A 19,757-nucleotide genomic window follows, 5' to 3' on the forward strand; every position below is an offset into this window, starting at 1 on the left:
AACGTGGAAGCGAAATCGAACGGTGAGAAGTCATGAAAAAAATCCCTCGAAATTCGCTAAGCTGCTGTTAGTGCAGTGAAAACCGGGGAGGTATCGCGTATAATTCGCTTTTGCGCCTATAGGATTTGCCATGCGTCTGATCCAAACAGCACTCACGTTCGATGACGTGCTCCTCGTCCCGGCCTTTTCTGATGTTCTGCCGCGCGACACCAGCCTCAAGACCCGGCTGACCCGCAACATTTCCCTGAATATGCCGCTCGTGTCCGCCGCCATGGACACCGTCACCGAAGCCCGTCTCGCGATCGCGATGGCGCAAATGGGTGGTGTGGGCATCATCCACAAGAATCTCACGCCGGCTGAACAGGCGCGTGAAGTTGCCAAGGTCAAGCGCTTCGAATCGGGCGTCGTGCGCGATCCGATCACGGTGCCGCCGCAAATGAAGGTGCGCGACGTCATCGCGCTGTCGCGCCAGCATGGCATCTCGGGCTTCCCGGTCGTCGAAGGCGCGCAACTGATCGGTATCGTCACGAATCGTGACTTGCGCTTCGAAGAGCGTCTGGACGAGCCGGTGCGCAACATCATGACGCCGCGCGAGCGCCTCGTCACCGTCAAGGAAGGCACGCCGCTCGCCGAAGCCAAGGCGCTGATGCACAGCCACCGTCTCGAGCGCGTGCTGGTCATCAACGACGCATTCGAACTGCGTGGCCTGATGACCGTCAAGGACATCACCAAGCAAACCGAACACCCGGACGCGTGTAAAGACGAACACGGCAAGCTGCGCGCAGGCGCGGCGGTCGGCGTGGGCGAGGACAACGAAGAGCGCGTTGAACTGCTGGTGCAGGCGGGCGTGGACGTGATCGTCGTCGATACGGCGCACGGCCACAGCAAGGGCGTGCTTGAGCGCGTCAAGTGGGTCAAGCAGAAGTTCCCGCATGTCGAAGTGATCGGCGGCAACATCGCCACCGCTGCGGCTGCCAAGGCGCTCGTCGAATACGGCGCAGACGGCGTGAAGGTCGGTATCGGCCCGGGCTCGATCTGCACGACGCGGATCGTCGCGGGTGTGGGCGTGCCGCAGGTCACCGCGATTTCGAACGTGTCGGAAGCGCTGAAGGGCACGGGCGTGCCGGTCATCGCCGACGGCGGCGTGCGTTTCTCGGGCGACGTCAGCAAGGCGCTGGCCGCCGGCGCGAATTCCGTGATGATGGGCAGCATGTTCGCCGGCACCGAAGAAGCGCCGGGCGACGTGTTCCTGTTCCAGGGCCGCCAGTACAAGTCGTACCGTGGCATGGGCTCGGTCGGCGCGATGAAGGACGGCGCGGCAGACCGCTACTTCCAGGACAACTCCGCGAACATCGACAAGCTGGTGCCGGAAGGTATCGAAGGCCGCGTCGCCTACAAGGGCTCGGTCAACGCGATCCTGTTCCAGCTGATCGGCGGCGTGCGCGCCAGCATGGGCTATTGCGGTTGCCGCACGATCGCGGAGATGAACGACAAGGCCGAGTTCGTGCAGATCACGGGCGCGGGCTTGCGCGAGTCGCATGTGCATGATGTGCAGATCACCAAGGAAGCGCCCAACTACCACGTGGACTAAACGCCAATGAAGCCATTGCTGCGCGCTGTACTCATCCTCGATGCGTTGTTGCTGCTTGCGTTCGGCCTGCTATTTCTGCTGACGCCCTGGACTTCGTTGTACAACGCGCTGCTGTTGGTGCAAACCCAGCCGGCTCTGGTCGGCCAAGGGTTTGGCGTGGCGCTGATCGGTCTCGCGTGGCTTGCTTTGCACGCGTCGATCGACGGTTCGCTCACGTCGACGGTTGCCAAGGTCGTCGGCCATGTGAACTGGCTGACCGGCGTGCTGATGCTGATCTGGCTGCTCGGGCTGCATACGCCGGCGCTGACCGGCTTCGGGCAGATCATCGCAGTGCTGACCGGTGTGGTGCTGCTGGTGATCGGCCTGGGCGGTGTGCGCCTCTCGGGCGCGGTGCGGCGGCGTGAAAAGGTGCGGCTGGTTGAAGTTGCTGCCGCCGAGCGCGCCGAAAAGCAGGCCGTGAAAGACGCCGCCAGAGATGCTGCCAACAAACGCGACTCCGGTCGTGTGACGGCGGGCTTCCCGGTCTATCACGCCGAGCCGGTAGTCGAGCCTGTTATGCCGGTCACGCGGCCTCTGAGTCCTGTTTCGGCAGCGCCGGCCTACCCGTCGGTCGACGAACCGGGCCTGACGGCGTCTGAACGCGCCGCGCGGGTCGAGGCTGCAGCCGCCCGCGACGACGCCCGTAACTCCGCCGCCGATGCGCCTGGTGCGCCCCGGCCGCCGTTTCATGGTTGAGGCGCCGAGCGCCAGAACGCCTGCCGAAGCTACCGGATTCCGTTCGTGCGCGGCGCAGGTGAGTGCCTGCGGCGTCCGCTGGTCCAGCGCGCTTCATCGTTACGTTTCATGCTCGATCGTCCCCATGTGGACTGCTTTGAATTCAACGCCGCGCGTCATGCGCGGCATCCCGTATCCGTTCACTTTTGACTCCGTCCGCTGCCATGCATGACAAGATCCTGATCCTCGACTTCGGTTCGCAAGTCACCCAACTGATTGCACGTCGCGTTCGCGAAGCCAACGTGTATTCGGAAATTCATCCCCACGACGTCGACGCGTCGTTCATTCGCGACTTCGCGCCCAAGGGCGTGATTCTCTCCGGCGGCCCGAGTTCGGTGACCGAAACGGATGCGCCGCGTGTCCCGCAGGCGGTGTTCGAACTCGGCGTGCCTGTGCTGGGCATTTGCTACGGCATGCAGGCGATGGCCGAGCAACTCGGCGGCAAGGTCGATATCGGCCACCTACGTGAGTTCGGCTATGCCGAAGTGCGCGCGCGCAACCATACGAGCCTGCTCGAAGGCATCAGCGACTTCACCACACCGGAAGGTCACGGCATGCTGAAGGTGTGGATGAGCCACGGCGACAAGGTGCTCGAAATGCCGCAGGGCTTCCAGCTGATGGCGTCGACGGAATCGTGCCCGATCGCGGCGATGGCCGACGAACAGCGCCATTTCTACGGCCTGCAATGGCACCCGGAAGTGACGCACACCGTGCAAGGCCGCGCGATGCTCGAACGTTTCGTGCTGCAGATTTGCGGTGCGAATCCCGACTGGGAAATGGGCCACTACATCGACGAAGCCGTCGCGAAGATTCGCGAGCAGGTGGGTAACGAGCATGTGATTCTGGGCTTGTCGGGCGGCGTGGATTCGTCGGTGGCGGCGGCGCTCTTGCATCGCGCGATCGGTGATCAGCTGACCTGCGTGTTCGTCGATCACGGCCTCTTGCGTTTGAACGAAGCCGAGCAGGTGATGGCCACTTTCGCCGATCACCTCGGCGTGAAGGTGATCCACGTCGACGCGAGCGAAGTGTTCCTGTCGAAGCTGGCCGGCGTGACCGATCCGGAAGCGAAGCGCAAGATCATCGGTGCGGAATTCGTCGAAGTGTTCCAGACCGAAGCCAACAAGCTGACCGATGCGAAGTGGCTCGCGCAAGGCACGATCTATCCGGACGTGATCGAATCGGCCGGCAAGGGCAAGAAGGCGACGCAAACCATCAAGAGCCACCACAACGTGGGCGGCCTGCCTGAGACGCTGAATCTGAAGCTGCTCGAGCCGCTGCGCGAACTGTTCAAGGACGAAGTGCGCGAACTCGGCGTGAAGCTCGGTTTGCCGCCGGCAATGGTGTATCGCCACCCGTTCCCGGGCCCGGGTCTCGGTGTGCGGATTCTCGGCGAAGTGCGCCGCGATTTCGCCGATCTGTTGCGTCGCGCGGACGCGATTTTCATCGAGACGCTGCGCACCTTTATCGACAAGGAAACCGGCAAGTCCTGGTACGACCTGACGAGCCAGGCGTTCGCGGTGTTCCTGCCGGTGAAGAGCGTTGGTGTGATGGGCGACGGCCGCACCTATGAGTACGTCGTTGCGCTGCGCGCTGTGCAGACGCTGGACTTCATGACCGCGCATTGGGCGCATCTGCCGCACGAGTTGCTGGGGCATGTGTCGAACCGCATCATTAATGAAGTGCGCGGGATCAACCGGGTGGTGTACGACATCTCTGGGAAGCCGCCGGCGACGATCGAGTGGGAATAGGGGTGGGAATTTCCTGAATAAAATCAACGGTGTACGTCACGGATGCGATTATCACTTCAGAATTTGTCTGTCTGCAAGTTATTGATTTTAGGCGTATTTTTGACGATTCCGTTGGAAGCCGGGCAAACTCTACGGTACCAGAGACGGTAGCTGGTGTCTGTAAAACGCACGGTATGGAGCGTAATGATCCTTGATGGATTACCTTCAGCCCAATTTTGGACACGTCAGAGACGTTCGGCCAAGGAGCCCGACTCCGCGCGGGTGACCATGTGTCTGTAAATTTCGTGGTCGGTGACAGTCAATTACCTGTCCCCACCATGAGAACGACACCATGCTCGCCGAATTCACGCTAAGCAACCTTAGGCCCGCACGGCGATGTATAAGATCGCCGACCGTGACGGCAGGTACGTCACGGTGTCCCAGCGGGCAACATCTACTTTTGATACGACGAGCGCATCAATGGGCGCCGAGAGACGCTGACGATTGGCCGCTATGCCGGGAAGGAATTTCACCTGCATTAGCGCGCAAGAAATTGATGGATCACCTAAAGTACGGCTGCAGCATCAACTCACCTCATTTCGAGTGGTGTCGGCCTGTATGTTTCGGTGAGCAAGCCGGCGATTTTTCGGCCTGTTTTTATACGATGCGGCGGTTGGACCTCTTGTGTGATCGGTTCAATGCGCAAGCGGGTTCGTCGATGCGCGGTCAAGGTCCGCGGCTGAATACGGCCGCGGCTCGGCATCGTCTGCTGTCTGCGTATCGTGCAATACCGACGCATGATGCGTTAGTTGTTCGATTAGCGCCTTTGCGGCGGCCGTCAACGAACGGCCATGCAGCGTCCCGATGCAATGGCTGAGTCTGGCCCAATCGCCGGCGAGCGGCACCGTAGCGAGTTGTGCCTGGTCTTCTACGGACAGCATGCATCCAGGTTGCACGGTAATGCCCAGGCCCGCTCTAACGAGGCTGCGTGCGGACTCAACCGTATTCACGCTGTATTTCACATGAAGTTCCCGGCCGATCCCAAGCGCCGCCCGTTGAATGCCCGTGATGACCGTTGTGTGATGCGCCACGAAGTCGAGATCGAGCAGTTCGTCGAGCGCCAGACTGCTGCGGCCGCTTAGCGGGTGATTCGGCGGCAGCACGGCGACCAGCCGGTCGGGCCGATATTCGACAATGTCGAGTGTGTCGCAGGGCAACTCGTTGTTTGCAACGAACACGGACAGATCGACGTCGCCCGCGGCGACCGCCCGCACCGCATTCGCGTTGCTATCCTCCAGTACCTCGACGTTGACCAGCGGGAAGCGCCGGGTGAAATCGCCGATCTCGTTACCCAGAAATTCCGTGATCATCAGGCGCGGGGCGCAGACGGCGACATGGCCACGGATACCTTCGCTGAATTCACCGATCTCGCGACGCATGTCGTCGAGATTGGCGAGCATCATCCGGATGTGCCGCGCAAATACTTCGCCTGCCGAGCTCGGCACGACGCCTTTCGGGCTGCGGTCCAATAGTTTGAGCCCAGCGAGATCTTCCAGATCCTGGATGCGCTTGGTGGCGGCTGACGGTGCAATGTGCTCGCGCACCGCGGCTCGCCCGATCTGGCCTTCTTCGATCGCCGTGAGAAAGAGCTTCAAGGTGAAGAGATCGACTTTCCTCACCAGATTGTGAATGCTGAGCCCGTTCATTGCGCCTCCTGGGTGACCTTTTATTGTTGTGGTCGGTAGCTGAAAAAGCTACCACGTTGCGGCATTCAGGGTCAATGGCGGGTATACGTGCTAGAGCCGCCTGCGGCCGGCGCGTGTGCGCATTGGGCAAACACTGAAACGCCGCCAGGGTGTCGTGGCGCGAGAAGGCAAGCGGGATGCGAAAGAGCGACACCTCGTGTTCTTCCGTGCACGGTGTGTCGCGGCTTACCGCAAGCCTATTGTCAGGGACGCTCAAGAATCTCTGTATTGTGTTCGCCCAGTAGGGGAGGGGGACGAACGTGAGTCGAGCGCTCCCCGTCGTAGCTGACTGGGCAACGTACGGTTCGGAAATCGCCCATCGTCTGGTGTCGCGCCTTGATCAACAGTTCCATATGCTTCGCCTGGGGATCTTCGAGTGCGTCGCTTGCGTCGTACATCGGTGAATGTGGCACATCCGCTTTTTCGAGGCGTGTGCACCATTCGGCACGGTCGAAACGGACGAAGACATCGGCTAACACACCGGCGAGAATTGCCTGATTGGCAATGCGTCCTTCGCGGCTGTCGAAGCGTGGGTCTTGCAGCAGCGTGGGACGCTCGATCACATTCGCAAGACCGACCCAAAACTTTTCCGGCGACGACATATGCAACGCGATCCATTTACCGTCGGCGCACTTGAGCGCGTAGGTTTGCGACACGCTCGGTCGAGTGTAAGGCCCGACGATTTCGCCCGCCTGGTAGAAGTGGGTGAAGGCGTCGAGATTGAAGTGAGTCATGGCCTCCAGCATCGACAGTTCGACTTTGCGGCCACGGGCAGTTCGCTCGCGCTCGTAAAGCGCGCCGAGTATTCCATATGTCGCGTAGAACGCGGTCAGAGAATCGGCGAGTGCAGGGCCGACTACGCGTGGATTCTCGGGGGTGATAAGCAGACTGAGCAATCCGCTTGCGGCTTGCGCCACACCGTCGTAGGCGGGCCGCTGAGCTGACGGGCCGGTTGGCCCGAAGCCGCTGATCGAGCAATAGATCAGACGTGGATTGATTGCCTGCAGGCGCTCGGCGCCTGCGTTGAGCCGCTCGGCCACGCCCGGCCGGAAGTTCTGAATGTACACGTCCGCATCGCGAATCAGCGCGTCGAACTTCTCCAGGTCCGCCGGCAGTTTCGTATCGAGCGTAACGCTGCGCTTATTTCGATTGCACGCCTGAAAGTGTGGGCTGTATAGCCCACCCTTGAAAGCTCGAAACGGATCACCGCTGCCCGGTTGCTCGACCTTGATCACGTCGGCGCCGAGATCGCCGAGCAGCATGCCGGCGGCGGGACCCGTGATGAACGTGCCCTGATCGACCACCTTGACGCCCTGCAGAACACTTGCCATAGCCTTGTCTCCACGTAGTTATCGTTGAACTTATCGTTGAACTGACGGGTCTTGGTCAGCTCATCTGCAACGCGCCCGTCTCGTGAACTTGCCGCCCGAGTTGTTCACGGAAGTCAGGATGGGCGATCGCGGTAAGAGCGGCGGCGCGCTCTCTCAAACTCTTTCCACGCAGTTCGGCGATGCCCCATTCGGTAACGACGATGTCGACATCGCTGCGTGGAGTGGTGACGACTGAGCCGTGCAGGCGAAAAACGATGCGGCTGACGGTGCCGTTGCGAGCAGTGGACGGCAGCAACATGATCGAGCGGCCACCAGGTGAATTGTTCGCGCCTCGCACGAAGTCGACCTGGCCTCCCACCGCGCCAACGTATTTGCCGTCCACGCTCTCGGCGTTCACCTGACCGGTTAGGTCGACCTCGATTGCGCCGTTGATAGCAATGAAATGCGGGATCGCGCGCAGTACGCCGATATCGTGAGTTTCGCTCGGCGCGGCGAGGAACACGCTGCTGTTCCGGTGCGCAAAATCCAGCAGCCGCCGGCTGCCCATTAACAACCCCGCAACGCTTACGCCACGAAAATTTAACTTGCGAGCGTTGTTGATCACGCCGCGCTCCATCAGGTCCGCAACGCCGTCGCCCAATACCCCTGAGTGGATTCCGATATCGCGATGGTCATGCAGCGCATGCAGTACCAGATCGGGCAATGTGCCGATCCCAAGCTCGAGCGTCGCGCCATCCGGGATCAGCGATGCGACTAACTGGGCGATGGCGCGATCTTGCTGGCTGGCGTCGCCGGGTTCTTTGCGTGGCATGTAGATCGGATCGCGCGAAGTGCGCACGACTACGTGCGGCTGGATGTCGTCGGGTAACTCAGCGCCATGGACCCACGGCAGCCGATCGCTGATCTCTGCGATGACGACCCGCGCACGCCGCGCTGCGTCGATGACGTAATCGTTGACCAGCCCCAGGTTGAATCGGCCGTGCTCGTCGGGTTCGCTCAGCGTCAGGAGGACAACGTCAGCCGGAAAGATGCCTCGCGCGAAAAGACGCGGCAGATCGGAGTAATGCGCGGGCACGACATCGAGCACCCCGGCAGCCTGAAGCGGCGCATTGCGTGCCGTGCCGCAATAGCTCTTGAACGCGATCGAATCGCCATGCCCGGCTTTGAAACTGTCGCTGTACGTCGGGCCGATGAAAAGACTGATCGGACCAATCGTTTTTCGTTGTGCGACCAATGCCCGCGTCAGCGTGACGGGTTCAGCAAGTCCCTGGCTACAGACGACGGCGTCGCCTGCGCGAATCAAGGCCGACAGATCCAGCGTGTCGACGCTGCTGCAAACAATCATTTTTTCTCTCCCAGTGGCTAAAGGCGCATCGCTCCCGCACTGGGAAGCGGATCGTGTACTTCAGATACTAGGGAGAGGTCCACAAGCGTTCAATTTGTGTGTTGAGAAGTGTCGCTTCGCGAGTTGGAAACTGAAAACAAGCTTGCTTGTCTGGTTTGCCGACCACGAATCGGCGGTTTCATTATCGAAAAGTCGAATCCGCCATCCTTCGTCTCCAGGCGATTTCCCCAGGGAATCCGGTTCTGGCCCGATGCGACGGGGAAGGGCGTCGAGGAGATCGCCCGGCGCATTCCACCATGCGCCGCCAGGCTTTTCACAATCGTTTCAAAGTACGGAACTGTTTTTCAACGTACGTTGACGGAGACTCGGTACAACTGCATCGTGGCTAAACACCCCGTAGTCGATAGCTCCGATGCCGTCATTCGCCGTCCGTTTCGATGTGGCAAATTTGCTGCGATGCGGTAAATCGTCGTCAGAACGATTGGCATGCAAAACATATCTTATTTTTCATTTTGTAAATATAGGTTTACTAGTTAAGTGAAATTGGTAAGGGCTAACACGCATGGCGTGTTTTTTCTTCGCTGCTAAAACTACCTAACGTTAGTAAGTTTAGCGGGCGATAGCAGGCAGCGCCCCATGTAGGGTGCTTTGCATAGCCTCAAGGCCATGGGCTGATCTCCACGATCAAGTCACGTCAATTTTTTCACAAAGATATCTCGTTGAGCGTCGTAGTTCTTAAGTAATACATATTAATATTTCAGGAGGGAGACAAAGATGTTGTTTCGAGAAGCAGGTGAAAAAAAGGTGAAATGGAGTGCGGTAATGGTTGGTACATTGCTCTTTCCCGCTGCGGCGTGGGCACAGGGTAGCGTCACGCTCTATGGAACGCTGGATATGGGTTTCCTGTATACGAACAAGTCCCTTGACGTAGCAACGGGTCAGAATTCGGGGAAGCAGGCGGAGCTGATCAGTAGCGCAATGGAGCCGTCAGTGTTCGGTATGCAGGGTCAGGAAGATCTCGGTGGCGGGATGAAGGCGAAATTCAAGCTTGAAAGCGGGATCAGCCTTGCCAACGGTGGCTTTGATAATTCCAACGAAAACCTGTTTGGCCGACAGGCATGGGTTTCGCTTTGGAGTAACTACGGCGAAGTGAAAGCCGGCGTGCAATATTCTCCTTTCATTCTGGCGCTATTCGACTCCGACCCGCGAAGCATGGCGCAATTCGGCAGCGCAATCACCGTGTACGCTAACAACACGTTTTCTGGAACGTTCAATTCGAATGCGATTAGCTATACCAGCCCCAAGATCGCAGGCCTAACCGCCAGCGCCATGTATGTCCTTGGCGGCGTGGCCGGAGACTTTCACGCCGGGCGTCAATACTCGGCCAGCCTCAAGTATGAGTACGGTGGCCTAATGGTCAACGCCGCTGTTGACGACGAAAGCAATAGTAATGACGCCGCCGTCAACGGCAGCTTTTTTACGCAACCGTTTGAGGGGCGAACAGTTGGGGTGGCGTATCGCTTCGCCACTGTCAATGTTAAGGCTTCGTTTACCAACTATAAAGGCCCACAGATGGTAGTTGATGGCGTTACAAGCGGAGGGGATAGTAATGTATGGAACATCGGTTTCGACTATTTCGCGTTGCCTGAACTCGATATAAATTCCGGTGTCTGGATCGTACGGGACCCTCACGACTCAAACAATCATTCCATGACGTGGGCATTGGGTACGACGTATTTTCTTTCGAAGACTACCTCGCTGTATGCGCAGATCGGTGTCGTGAATAACCATGGTGCTGATGTCTACGGTCTGGATCGCGACGGTGCACAGGAAGGGGTGAAAGGTACGACGATGGGTGCCTCGCTTGGAATCGTTCACAAGTTTTAGGCCGCGGACGGTCACCTGGGCGGTCATGCAGCAGGCGCCTGCGATTAGACATCAGGCGGACCATCGTGCTGATCCAGGACGGGCTCGTAGCAATTCTTAACGGGAAAAAATCCAATGAAACAAATTCAGCTGGCCAGGCTTGTAGTCGGTGTGCTCATTCTCGCTGGATCTTTTGGTGCAATGGCGCAGAACGGAGAAGCGGCGTCCGCGCCCGCTTCTACGTCGGCGGTAAGTAGCAAGACGGCCAATCGTGCTTTACAGAAAAATGTGCGCCGCGCGCTCTCCAGATCAAAAGGGCTTAGCGTTGCGAACATCCTCGTCCGGGCGCAAGGCGGCGCGATCACCTTGCAAGGTACCGTGCCAGAGTCTGGTCAGATCGACCTCGCCACAAAGATAGCCGGTGGTGTCGCGGGCGTCACGTCCGTGGTGAACCGGCTGACCGTTAGTGCGGTCGGTCCATAAGAACCGCCAAGTTCGTGCCTCATACCGGATTGCCCGGATTCACCAGCTTGCGAAAGCGGCCCGGAGGAACCGGGCGCTCGATGGATCGTACTGCATCCCAACTCTGCACGGAACTGATCAAGTGTCCAACGCAGTCAATGCGTCTACCCGGCACGGTGTGGTCTTGAGCATGGTGCGTGAAAGAGGCATAAATAAATAAAACAATGTCGGACAACGTAAAGGATACGTTGGTATCCGACGCCTATTCGAGTTTGCTTTCAATCGCCCCCGCTAAGGGCGTATTGCGGGTTACGCTAAATCGTCGGGAGAAGCTCAACGCGCTTGATGCGAGCGGGCATAATGAACTTGCCCGCGCGTGGCGCGACTGCTCGAAGCCGACCGTGTCGACGATTCATGGATCGGTGGTCGGCGCGGGCCTTGTTGCGGCTCTGCTGGCAGATATCTCTGTCGCCTCCCAGGCTGCTAGTCTGCTCGACGACCCTTCAAACCAGGCGCGGCAGTAAGAGATCACGTTGCGCCCGCCGCGCCCCGGCTTGCTAATTGGGCACTGTCGGCCGCGCACCGGAACTGGCACGCGCTGAATAACGAATTACGTAAGGCGTGGCCGACATCTCGATGTTTCAGCCGACACCGCTCAGGACGCGTTCGCCAACCGCTCTTCATCGAGTCTTCTGCGGTAATGGGGCAGCGCCGTGAACATCAGCCACGCAGCCGCCACGGAAGCGATGGCGCAAACGATGGCGATCGAATAGCCCAGTGCCTTGGGATCGTGGAACACTTTGTCGGTGACGAGTGCAATGGATGTCGGTCCAAGGCTGAAGCCAATCAGTTGTCCAAAGAAAGTGTAGAGCGCGCCCACCGCGCCACGCATGCGGCTAGGCGAGGCAAGTTGCATCGCCGCAGCCATGACACCGGTGGGCAAGCTGAAAAAGAAGACCGCCCCTGCGCTGGCTGCGAGCACCCCGAGCGAGCCCGGCGCGAACGGAATGGCTGTGCAGAAAACGAGTATGCCGATCATCGAATAACCCGCTACGCGCAACGCCGCGTCTTCGTAGCCGCGCTTTTCGAATGCCCGTGCAACCCACGGTCCGGTGAGTACGCCGGCTGCGCCAAACGTGACCACCAGCAACCCAAAGCGGAAGCCGACCATCGCGGGCGCAACGCCGTGAACGCGGATCAGATAGGCAGGAAGCCAGGCGGGCATGCCGAGCAGCACGATGCCGAGCATGCCGAGGCCGATATAGATACGGCCATAAAATCCGCGGCGTTGCCAGATAAACGAGGCGGCTTCGCGGACCGTGTAATGCCGGTCATTTACCGTCGACCCCAGCGTGTGGCTGCGAGCCGGTTCGCGTACCGTCAGGAACAGTATTGCCCCAAGCAGAAGCCCCGGCAGACCGATCATCACGAAGGCCAGTTGCCATGTGGCGAGCGTAGCCAGAATCGGGAATTGCGCGCGCATATTGCTCGCGAAGGTAATGACGAAGCCGCCCGCAAGGAGCGAGAAGCCGCCGCCCAGCAACGGCCCGAGCGCGAAGATGCTCAGGGCCCGAGGGGCGCGTCGGGCGCTGAACAGGTCGGCAATGAGTGAGCATGCGACCGGAAAGACGCAGGCTTCGCTTGCGCCAACGCCGAAACGGGCGACGAACAATTCGAGATAGGTATCCGCGCGTCCGCAGAGTGCTGTACAGATGCTCCACAGACAGATGCCGACCACGAGAATGTTGCGTCGGTTGGTGACGTCGACGAGACGTCCGAATATCGGTGCTGCGAGCAGGTAGGCGGAGACGAAGGCGATGCCCTGGACCAGGCTCAATTGCGTGTCGGAGATCGCCAGCGAATGCCGGATCGGGTCGACGAGCAGATTAAGCAACTGGCGATCGATGTAAGCCAGCGAGTACGACAGCGCAAGAGCGGCGAGGGCGTACCACGATCCTGCGCTATCCAGGCGGATCGCACCGGTGGATCGAGACATTGGCGGTCCTTCCTGGCGGCCATCCTCTGGAACCGCGGCGTGCGTCGGGTTTCTCATCATTTCTCCAGGCTTTCGCAAGATTTGGATTGATCTGATTTCAGTGCTATTCGATGCTCAATTTCAACCATACTAATGTTAGGTAGTGTGAGATGAGAAAAAAACTCAAGCCATGGGTGTTAGCCCTGGAGCATCTTCACGCTTCAATGAAACAGCCTGAAAGTAGATCCGACACTGAACGAATAGGTGTCGGAAAAATGATAAGGATGCCGTCTTAATGTCGGCGGTAATTTATCGTGTTGCTGTCGTTGAAGAACACGCGCATTCACGCGCTGCGGTCAGCGATGGTAGGCGGACCACAGAGCTTCACCAGGTCGTGCGAAGCCCCGTACGCGTAGCAGCTAACGATCTCGACCGGCTTTCCAGCGCTATCAACCGTATTGGGCACGTTGGGGCGCTGCGCGATCATGGTCGGAAAGACGATGTTGGCAAGCCGGCCGAGGAGTTCTTTCAAATGCGCGCACGTGTCATACGACGGCAAGAGCTTGCCCGCCTGGTTGTTTCAGCCGGGGCCGATGCATAGCGCTGATTAGCGCGCGCAGCTATTCGCCATGTCGATCTGGCGATGATGCAACTCCGCGCGCGTGATGCCTGCTGTGGGGTGTTGTGGAGGGTGTCCATGCTTTGACTCCGTGCACTGGAACACAACTATCTGGAAGGATCCGGCATTCAATGCCGGGCGGCCCTCGGCGGTGGCCTCCATCGGCTAGCTTGCGGGACCGAAATAGGATAATCTTTCAAGCACAAAGCGCTGCGGCCGCGCGCATAAGCCGAATAAAGAAACCGTAGTCAGAGGCTCAAGCCGCGCCGCAAAGCGCGAGGCAAAATGCGCCGGCCGTCGCGAAGGGCGCCCCGGGTCTGGACTACATCAATCACGGCTCTTTCGAGTCGACTCGGGGCAATCAAAGGCCAGAGTCACGCGCTCCGCGCGGCGTGATGGTGACCGTTTTTATTTCAGAGAGCGAAGACACACGTGGGCAAGCGAAACGTCAATTCGAACGTGGATATGCGGGAGACCCTTTTGCAACTGGCCGCCCGCTCGTTCGTCACGCAGGGATACACCGCGACGACGATGCGTTCCCTCGCGGACCAGGCCGGCATTGAGGCCGCGAGCATCTATTACCATTTTTCTTCGAAAGAAGAACTGGTGGAGGTTGTCGTTGCACACGGCGGGGATAGCATCGTGCAGCATATCCAGGAACATCTGGACGCACTGCCGCCGTCCGCATCCGCGGAGACGCGGTTCAAGGCGGCGGTGCTTGGGCAGATGAGCGCGCTGATCAAGTTCGGCGACTATGCGCTGGCGCATGGAAGACTGCTTGCCCAATTGCCCGATAAGGCGCGCGAGGGTCAGGTGAAGCGTCATGAGCAGAATCAGCGGCTCTGGACCCAACTGCTCGAGGGTCTGCGGACGGAAGGCATGCTGCGTGCCGACGTCGACATCGCCTTGTGCCGTGTGTTCCTGCTCGGGTGCATCAATTCTGTGCAAGGCTGGTTCAATCCTCGAAAGGGGTCCCTGGATCAAGTCGCGGAGCAGATCTGCGGCATGTTTTTCGACGGGGTCAAGCCGGCCGCGAAGGCACGCAAAGTATCGCGTCGCGCCGTGGATGCTGCGTCGTCCTGAGGCTCGCGTTACTGTTCCGATCTGGCGGGGAAGCTGTCCGGCATTCCGCCGGTTCGTACATGGCGCAGCAGAAAATCAATCGCTGCACGGCCGAATACATCGTTGCGGTCACCGGCCACCATATGACCTGCCTCACTGACGTTCACATACTCGGCCCGCGGACACAGTCCGAGAAACTCTTCGACACCCGCTTCGCTGACCACATCGGAATTGCCGCCACGCACGAGCAGCGTAGGTAGTGTCAAGCCCCGTGCGCACGCCGACAGGCGCGCATGGCGACGGTCCCGGTCGTGCTGGTGTCCGATGAAGCGGGGATCCCAATGCCAGCGGAATTTGCCGTCCTTCCCGAGGCGCACATTCTTGGCAAGTCCATCGAGACTTCGGGGGCGCGTCTGCTGCAATCGGTACCGGGTGATCGCATCGGCGACTTCGTCGAGTGATGCGAAGCCTTCTGGCATCTGTTGCATGAAGGTCTGGATGCGGGCCACGCCCGCAGGTTCGGTATGCGGCACGATGTCGACCAGGATCAGCGCGCGAGCGTCGACACTGTCCTCACCTACCGCGACGAGGCTGGTGCAGCCGCCCATGGACGCGCCGACGAGCACGGGCTGCCGTCCGCCGAGCGCTGTGAGGACGCAGTTCAGATCGCTTACCATCGCGTTCTGACTGTAGTTCCCGTCCGGGCACCAGTCGGAATCGCCGTGACCTCTCGCGTCGAAGGCCACCGCAAAATAGCCGCCGGCGCCAAGACGCTCGCCGGTTTCGCCCCATGCGTGGCGGGTTTGGCCGCCGCCGTGCAACAGGACGACCAGCTGTCCATCTGGATCGCCCCAGGAGTCTCCCGCAAGTTTGACTCCATCCGCGCCGATCCATACATGCATTGGGATCGGTGTTCCAGGAAGGCGTTCTCCTGCGTCCATCTTTTCCTCATCAATAAGGTAATACGGGCCGTACTCGGCACGCACGGCACGTCCTTGCCGAGCATCCCTCCCAGCCGTTAGCACGTCAATATCTCGCACATTGATGTTCCGTACTTCGGACGTCACTCAGGTCATGTAACGATTCCGGGTCGTGTGCCAATCATCGCGCCGATCGTCGGATCGGGTTAACACTGCTTGTAGGCGATACTGCTAGCGACCAAACTACCTAACGCTAGTAAGGTAAATTAGTCAACGATGAGAAAAGGGTGACCTTGTATGAGTGCTTGTCCGATGAAACCCATTCGATCCTTCCTGTTCGTACCCGGGAATAAGCCGAGCTGGATGGAGAAGGTGGTCGCCGCCAAGGCCGACGCACTGATTCTCGATCTGGAAGACAGCGTGCCGGCGGAACTGAAGGTGGAAGCGCGCGGCATTGTTCAGTCGAAACTCGCGTGGCTTGCAGAGCAAAAGCAGCGCGTGTTCGTGCGGATCAACCGCAGCCCGCACCTGTATGACTTCGAGGACATGCTCGCCGTCGTCGGGCCGCACGTGGAAGGAATCGTGATCTCGAAGCCTTGCGGGCCGGAGGATGTGGACTGCGCGTCGATGATGCTGGCTGAGGCCGAATATCGCAACGGGCTGCCGGTCGGCACGACGCGCGTGATTCCGCTACTGGAGACGGCTCGCGCGCTGGAGTTCGCTTACGAGATCGCGCAGCGAGACCGGGTCGCGGCACTGTGCGGCGCGACGGCAAAAAACGCCGACGTGGCCCGCGCGCTCGGCTATGTATGGTCGCCGGATGGGCGAGAAAGCCTGTATTTCAAGTCGCGTGCCGTCATGGCCGCGCGCGCTGCCGGCAAGTTGCCCATTGGCGGCGTGTGGCAGCAGGTGCATGACGTCGAGGGTTTGAAGAAATCGGCGCAACTCGATCGGGCCTTGGGCATGACGGGCGAACTGGTGCTGCATCCGTCGAACGTGGCGGCCGTCAACGAGGTCTACAGCCCTTCCACCGAACAGGTGGCCTACTACGAGGGCATGATTGCCGCACTCGAGAAGGCCGAGGCGGAAGGACGCGCTTCGACGATCTATGACGGCGAGCACATCGACATCGCTCATGTGAAAACTGCCCGGGAAATCATCGCACTGGCGCAAACCTTTAACGGCTGACCGGCGGCAGGAACTTCATTCAGCAACGGTCCCCCGTTCGGGGCCGCCAAGTCACTATTCAGGAGATGCATCATGGCTGGACTTTACTTCGAAGATTGCGAGGAAGGACTTGTAATTGATCACGCAATTCGCCGAACCGTGACTGAGACCGACAACGTCCTGTTTTCTGCGATGACGTACAACTGCGCACCGCTGCACATCGACGCCGAATACAGCAAGAGCTCCATCTACGGTCAGCGCCTCGTCAATAGCATGTTCCTGCTCGCGCTGGTGGCGGGTGTGACGGTGGCTGAGACGACGCTCGGCACGACGCTCGGCAACCTGGGCTTCAAGGAGATCACTTTCCCGAAACCGACCTTCCACGGCGATACGATCCGCGTGCGAACGGAGATCGTTAACTCACGGCTCTCGAAGAGCCGCAACGACTCGGGCATCGTGACGTTCAAGCACGTCGCCTTGAATCAGCGTGACGAAATCGTCTGCGAAGCGGTGCGCGTCGGCCTGATGTTGGTGCGCCCGAAGCAATAGAACATACGAGGGAACGCGAGCGGCAAGAAGGCCAGGACCTCAGTTTTTCTGTGAAACTTTGCCAAATTTAACTGGATAATAATAAGTTATCCGTAATTATATTCCGCTGGAGAAATCATGAGTGAATCAAGTGTAGTGGGCGATGCCAAAGAAGAGCGCGAGTCGCATTTGAAGGATGTGCGGGAGGCCGCACGCACCCTTGCACGCCGTTTCGATCTGGCGTATTGGCGTACCTGCGACAAGGAAGAAAAGTATCCCTGGGAGTTCGTGAACGCGTTTGCGAAGGCTGGCTGGATGGGTGTCATGACGCCGGAAGAGTACGGCGGCATGGGGCTGGGGCTGAGTGAAGCCGCGATCATGCTGAACGAGATCGGTGCATCGGGCGCAGGCATGAGCGGCGCGTCGGCCGTTCATTTCTACGTTTTCCCGCCGCAGCCGATCATGCGGCACGGCTCGGAGGAACTCAAGCGCAGATGTCTGCCGGCCATGGCGAAGGGTGAAATGCTGATGGCCTTCGGCGTGACGGAGCCGACTTCGGGCGTGGACACGTCCCGCATCCGCACGAAGGCGGAACGCAAGGGCGACCGCTGGGTCATCAACGGTCAGAAAGTGTGGACGACAAACGCGCAGAATGCGACGAAGATTCTGCTGCTGGCGCGCACTTCGCCCCGCGATGAAAAGCGGCCGCTCGACGGCATGACGCTGTTCTTTGCCGATCTCGATCGCAAGCATTGCGACGTGCGCGTGATCGACAAGCTGGGCCGCGCGGCGGTGGATTCCAACGAGGTGTTCATCGACGGCCTCGAAGTCGCCGACGAGAATGTGGTCGGTGAGGTCGGACGTGGCTTCCACTATCTGCTGGACGGCTTGAATCCGGAGCGGATCGTCGTGGGGATGGAAGGGATCGGCATCGGGCGCGCGGCCTTGAATCTGGCGGTCGAATACGCGAACTCGCGAGTGATTTTCGATCGTCCGATCGGCAAGAACCAGGCGGTCGCGCATCCGCTGGCGGAGAACTGGATCCGGCTGGAAGCGGCCGAGCTCATGGCGCTTCGGGCAGCGGCGCTCTACGACAGCCATCAGTCGTGCGGTGCCGAGGCAAATGCCGCGAAGTTCCTGGGCGCCGATGCCGGATTCCGGGCCGCCGACCAGGCCATGCAAACCCACGGCGGCTTCGCTTACGCGAAGGAATACCACGTCGAAAGGCTCTGGCGTGAAGTCCGTCTCTTGCGCCTCGCGCCGATTTCGCAGGAGATGGTGCTCAACTTCGTCTCCAACAAGGTCCTCGGCCTGCCCAAGTCCTACTGAACGGTGATTGGCCCCTGCGGGGGCTATCACTCATTTCAAAGTAGAGGCAGGAGACAAAGATGTCAGATCAGAATTCACGTCCGCTCGAAGGCATTCGGGTCCTCGACCTGACGGTCGCCCTCGCTGGACCCTACGCGTCGATGGTGCTGGGTGGCATGGGGGCCGAAGTCATTCGCGTGGAGGCGCCGGGAGGCGGCGATATCGCGCGTACCAATCCGCCGTTCGTCGGCAAGGACGGTATCAATTTTGGCGCGAAGGCCGACGATGAAGTTTCGCTCACCATCCTGAATCGTGCGCGCAACAAGAAGAGCATTACCCTCGACCTGAAAAGCGAACGGGGTCGCGAGATCTTCATGAAGCTCGCGGAACAATGCGACGTGCTGATCGAAAATGTGAGCGAAGGGGCGACGGCGCGCCTTGGCATCGACTACGACCAGGTTCAGCGCCGCAACCCTAAAATCATCTACGCGTCCATCAAGGCGCTGGGCGAGCCGAGCGCCTATCCCGGTCTGAAGGGCATGGACATCATCGTGCAGGCCCTGAGCGGTGTCATGGAGGTCACCGGCTTCGCGGACGGGCCGCCTACGCGGTGTGGTCTGCCTATCGCGGATCTGGTGGCGCCGCTTTACGCGCTGAATGGAGTCCTCGCGGCGTTGATTCAACGCGGCCGGACGGGCGAGGGCCAGTTCGTGAAGGTTTCCATGCTCGATTGCCTCGCATCGTGGGTTGCTGAGGAACATTTCGACGTGTTTGCCAAAGCGGGCTACCGCATGCGAACGGGCAATTTTCAGGACCGTCTGGTCCCGTTCGGCGTCTATCAAACGAAGGACGGGTACGTGTCTATCGCGGCGCTTCATCCAGACTGGTTGCGAGGTTTGCTCGATGCGCTTGACCAGCCGCACCTGATGGACGACCCGCGTTTCAGCAGCCGTGGACCGCGACTCAAGCATGCCGCGGAATTGAACGCGATCATCGAAGCATGGACTCGGCAGCGAACCTCGGACGAGGTCGTACACGAACTGCTGGAGAAGCGTTGCGTGCCGTCCGCGCGCGTGCGTCGGCCCGACGAGGTGCTGAACGATCCGCTCCTGCATGAAAGTGGTGCGGTCATGAATCTGGAGCATCCCGTGCTTGGACCAATCGGTGCAATTGGGATGGGCCTCCCCATTCGGTTCTCGAAAAGCACGGCCCAGTTCGACCAGCCGGCGACCGAACTCGGTTCCGCGAACGAGGAGATCTACGGCGACCTGCTTAATTTCTCGAAGCGCGACATTGAAGCATTGCGTGCTGCCGGGATTATCTAGCGACACGCGACG

The 19,757-nt window shown here is 59.8% G+C and carries 17 protein-coding genes; 11 read left to right on the plus strand and 6 right to left on the minus strand.

Annotated elements, in window-relative coordinates; translation table 11 throughout:
* Positions 1-130 precede the first annotated feature (130 nt).
* The 3 genes from guaB to guaA all read left to right on the plus strand — a co-directional run bounded on the left by guaB (position 131) and on the right by guaA (position 4,113).
* Positions 131-1,591 (plus strand): IMP dehydrogenase, encoded by a 1,461-nt coding sequence (guaB, locus tag HHL24_RS03765; RefSeq protein ID WP_169484046.1) that lies wholly within the window; start codon positions 131-133, stop codon positions 1,589-1,591.
* Between the two features lie 6 nt (positions 1,592-1,597).
* Positions 1,598-2,326 (plus strand): hypothetical protein, encoded by a 729-nt coding sequence (locus tag HHL24_RS03770; protein ID WP_169484047.1) that lies wholly within the window; start codon positions 1,598-1,600, stop codon positions 2,324-2,326.
* A gap of 203 nt (positions 2,327-2,529) precedes the next feature.
* Positions 2,530-4,113, plus strand: a complete 1,584-nt coding sequence (gene guaA, locus HHL24_RS03775) for a glutamine-hydrolyzing GMP synthase (protein WP_169484048.1) — start codon at positions 2,530-2,532, stop codon at positions 4,111-4,113.
* A gap of 674 nt (positions 4,114-4,787) precedes the next feature.
* Here the strand turns inward: guaA and HHL24_RS03780 are convergent.
* From HHL24_RS03780 to HHL24_RS03790, 3 genes are all read right to left on the minus strand, one after another.
* A complete protein-coding gene (locus tag HHL24_RS03780) occupies positions 4,788-5,798 on the minus strand; it encodes a LysR family transcriptional regulator (RefSeq protein WP_169484050.1) in 1,011 nt (336 codons plus the stop codon).
* 242 nt (positions 5,799-6,040) lie between these two features.
* Complete coding sequence (locus tag HHL24_RS03785; RefSeq protein WP_169484052.1) at positions 6,041-7,168, minus strand: CaiB/BaiF CoA transferase family protein; 1,128 nt, start codon at positions 7,166-7,168, stop codon at positions 6,041-6,043.
* Between the two features lie 55 nt (positions 7,169-7,223).
* Positions 7,224-8,513, minus strand: coding sequence for an acetyl-CoA hydrolase/transferase family protein (locus HHL24_RS03790; protein ID WP_169484053.1), 1,290 nt, complete (start codon positions 8,511-8,513; stop codon positions 7,224-7,226).
* Between the two features lie 822 nt (positions 8,514-9,335).
* Here HHL24_RS03790 and HHL24_RS03795 point away from each other — a divergent pair.
* The 3 genes from HHL24_RS03795 (at position 9,336) to HHL24_RS03805 (ending at position 11,365) form a co-directional block, all read left to right on the plus strand.
* Entirely contained in the window at positions 9,336-10,400 is a 1,065-nt protein-coding gene (locus HHL24_RS03795) for a porin (RefSeq protein ID WP_169484096.1), read from the plus strand.
* A 114-nt stretch (positions 10,401-10,514) separates the two neighbouring features.
* On the plus strand, positions 10,515-10,862 hold the full coding sequence (locus tag HHL24_RS03800; RefSeq protein ID WP_169484054.1) for a BON domain-containing protein: 348 nt from the start codon (positions 10,515-10,517) through the stop codon (positions 10,860-10,862).
* Positions 10,863-11,065: 203 nt separating this feature from the next.
* Positions 11,066-11,365, plus strand: coding sequence for an enoyl-CoA hydratase-related protein (locus HHL24_RS03805; protein ID WP_169484055.1), 300 nt, complete (start codon positions 11,066-11,068; stop codon positions 11,363-11,365).
* 131 nt (positions 11,366-11,496) lie between these two features.
* Here HHL24_RS03805 and HHL24_RS03810 read toward each other — a convergent pair whose 3' ends face one another.
* Both HHL24_RS03810 and HHL24_RS03815 read right to left on the minus strand, forming a co-directional pair.
* Positions 11,497-12,837 carry an MFS transporter gene (locus HHL24_RS03810; RefSeq protein ID WP_169484056.1) on the minus strand — a complete coding sequence of 447 codons (1,341 nt, stop codon included), beginning with the start codon at positions 12,835-12,837 and terminating at the stop codon, positions 11,497-11,499.
* Between the two features lie 322 nt (positions 12,838-13,159).
* Positions 13,160-13,348, minus strand: coding sequence for a hypothetical protein (locus tag HHL24_RS03815; RefSeq protein WP_169484057.1), 189 nt, complete (start codon positions 13,346-13,348; stop codon positions 13,160-13,162).
* 552 nt (positions 13,349-13,900) lie between these two features.
* On the opposite strand from HHL24_RS03815, the gene HHL24_RS03820 reads away from it, so the two are divergent.
* Positions 13,901-14,518, plus strand: coding sequence for a TetR/AcrR family transcriptional regulator (locus HHL24_RS03820; protein ID WP_169484058.1), 618 nt, complete (start codon positions 13,901-13,903; stop codon positions 14,516-14,518).
* Positions 14,519-14,526: 8 nt separating this feature from the next.
* On the opposite strand, the gene HHL24_RS03825 is transcribed toward HHL24_RS03820, so the two are convergent.
* Complete coding sequence (locus tag HHL24_RS03825; RefSeq protein WP_169484098.1) at positions 14,527-15,438, minus strand: alpha/beta fold hydrolase; 912 nt, start codon at positions 15,436-15,438, stop codon at positions 14,527-14,529.
* Between the two features lie 291 nt (positions 15,439-15,729).
* Here HHL24_RS03825 and HHL24_RS03830 point away from each other — a divergent pair, with 291 nt between their 5' ends.
* From HHL24_RS03830 to HHL24_RS03845, 4 genes are all read left to right on the plus strand, one after another.
* A complete protein-coding gene (locus HHL24_RS03830; protein WP_169484059.1) occupies positions 15,730-16,605 on the plus strand; it encodes an HpcH/HpaI aldolase/citrate lyase family protein in 876 nt (291 codons plus the stop codon).
* A 72-nt stretch (positions 16,606-16,677) separates the two neighbouring features.
* Positions 16,678-17,133: a MaoC family dehydratase gene (locus HHL24_RS03835; protein WP_169484061.1), complete on the plus strand. Its 456-nt coding sequence runs from the start codon at positions 16,678-16,680 to the stop codon at positions 17,131-17,133.
* A 117-nt stretch (positions 17,134-17,250) separates the two neighbouring features.
* Positions 17,251-18,441, plus strand: a complete 1,191-nt coding sequence (locus tag HHL24_RS03840; RefSeq protein WP_169484062.1) for an acyl-CoA dehydrogenase family protein — start codon at positions 17,251-17,253, stop codon at positions 18,439-18,441.
* A 59-nt stretch (positions 18,442-18,500) separates the two neighbouring features.
* A complete protein-coding gene (locus tag HHL24_RS03845; RefSeq protein WP_169484063.1) occupies positions 18,501-19,745 on the plus strand; it encodes a CaiB/BaiF CoA transferase family protein in 1,245 nt (414 codons plus the stop codon).
* Positions 19,746-19,757 lie beyond the last annotated feature (12 nt).

Source organism: Paraburkholderia polaris (assembly GCF_012927345.1).
Lineage (GTDB): Bacteria > Pseudomonadota > Gammaproteobacteria > Burkholderiales > Burkholderiaceae > Paraburkholderia > Paraburkholderia polaris.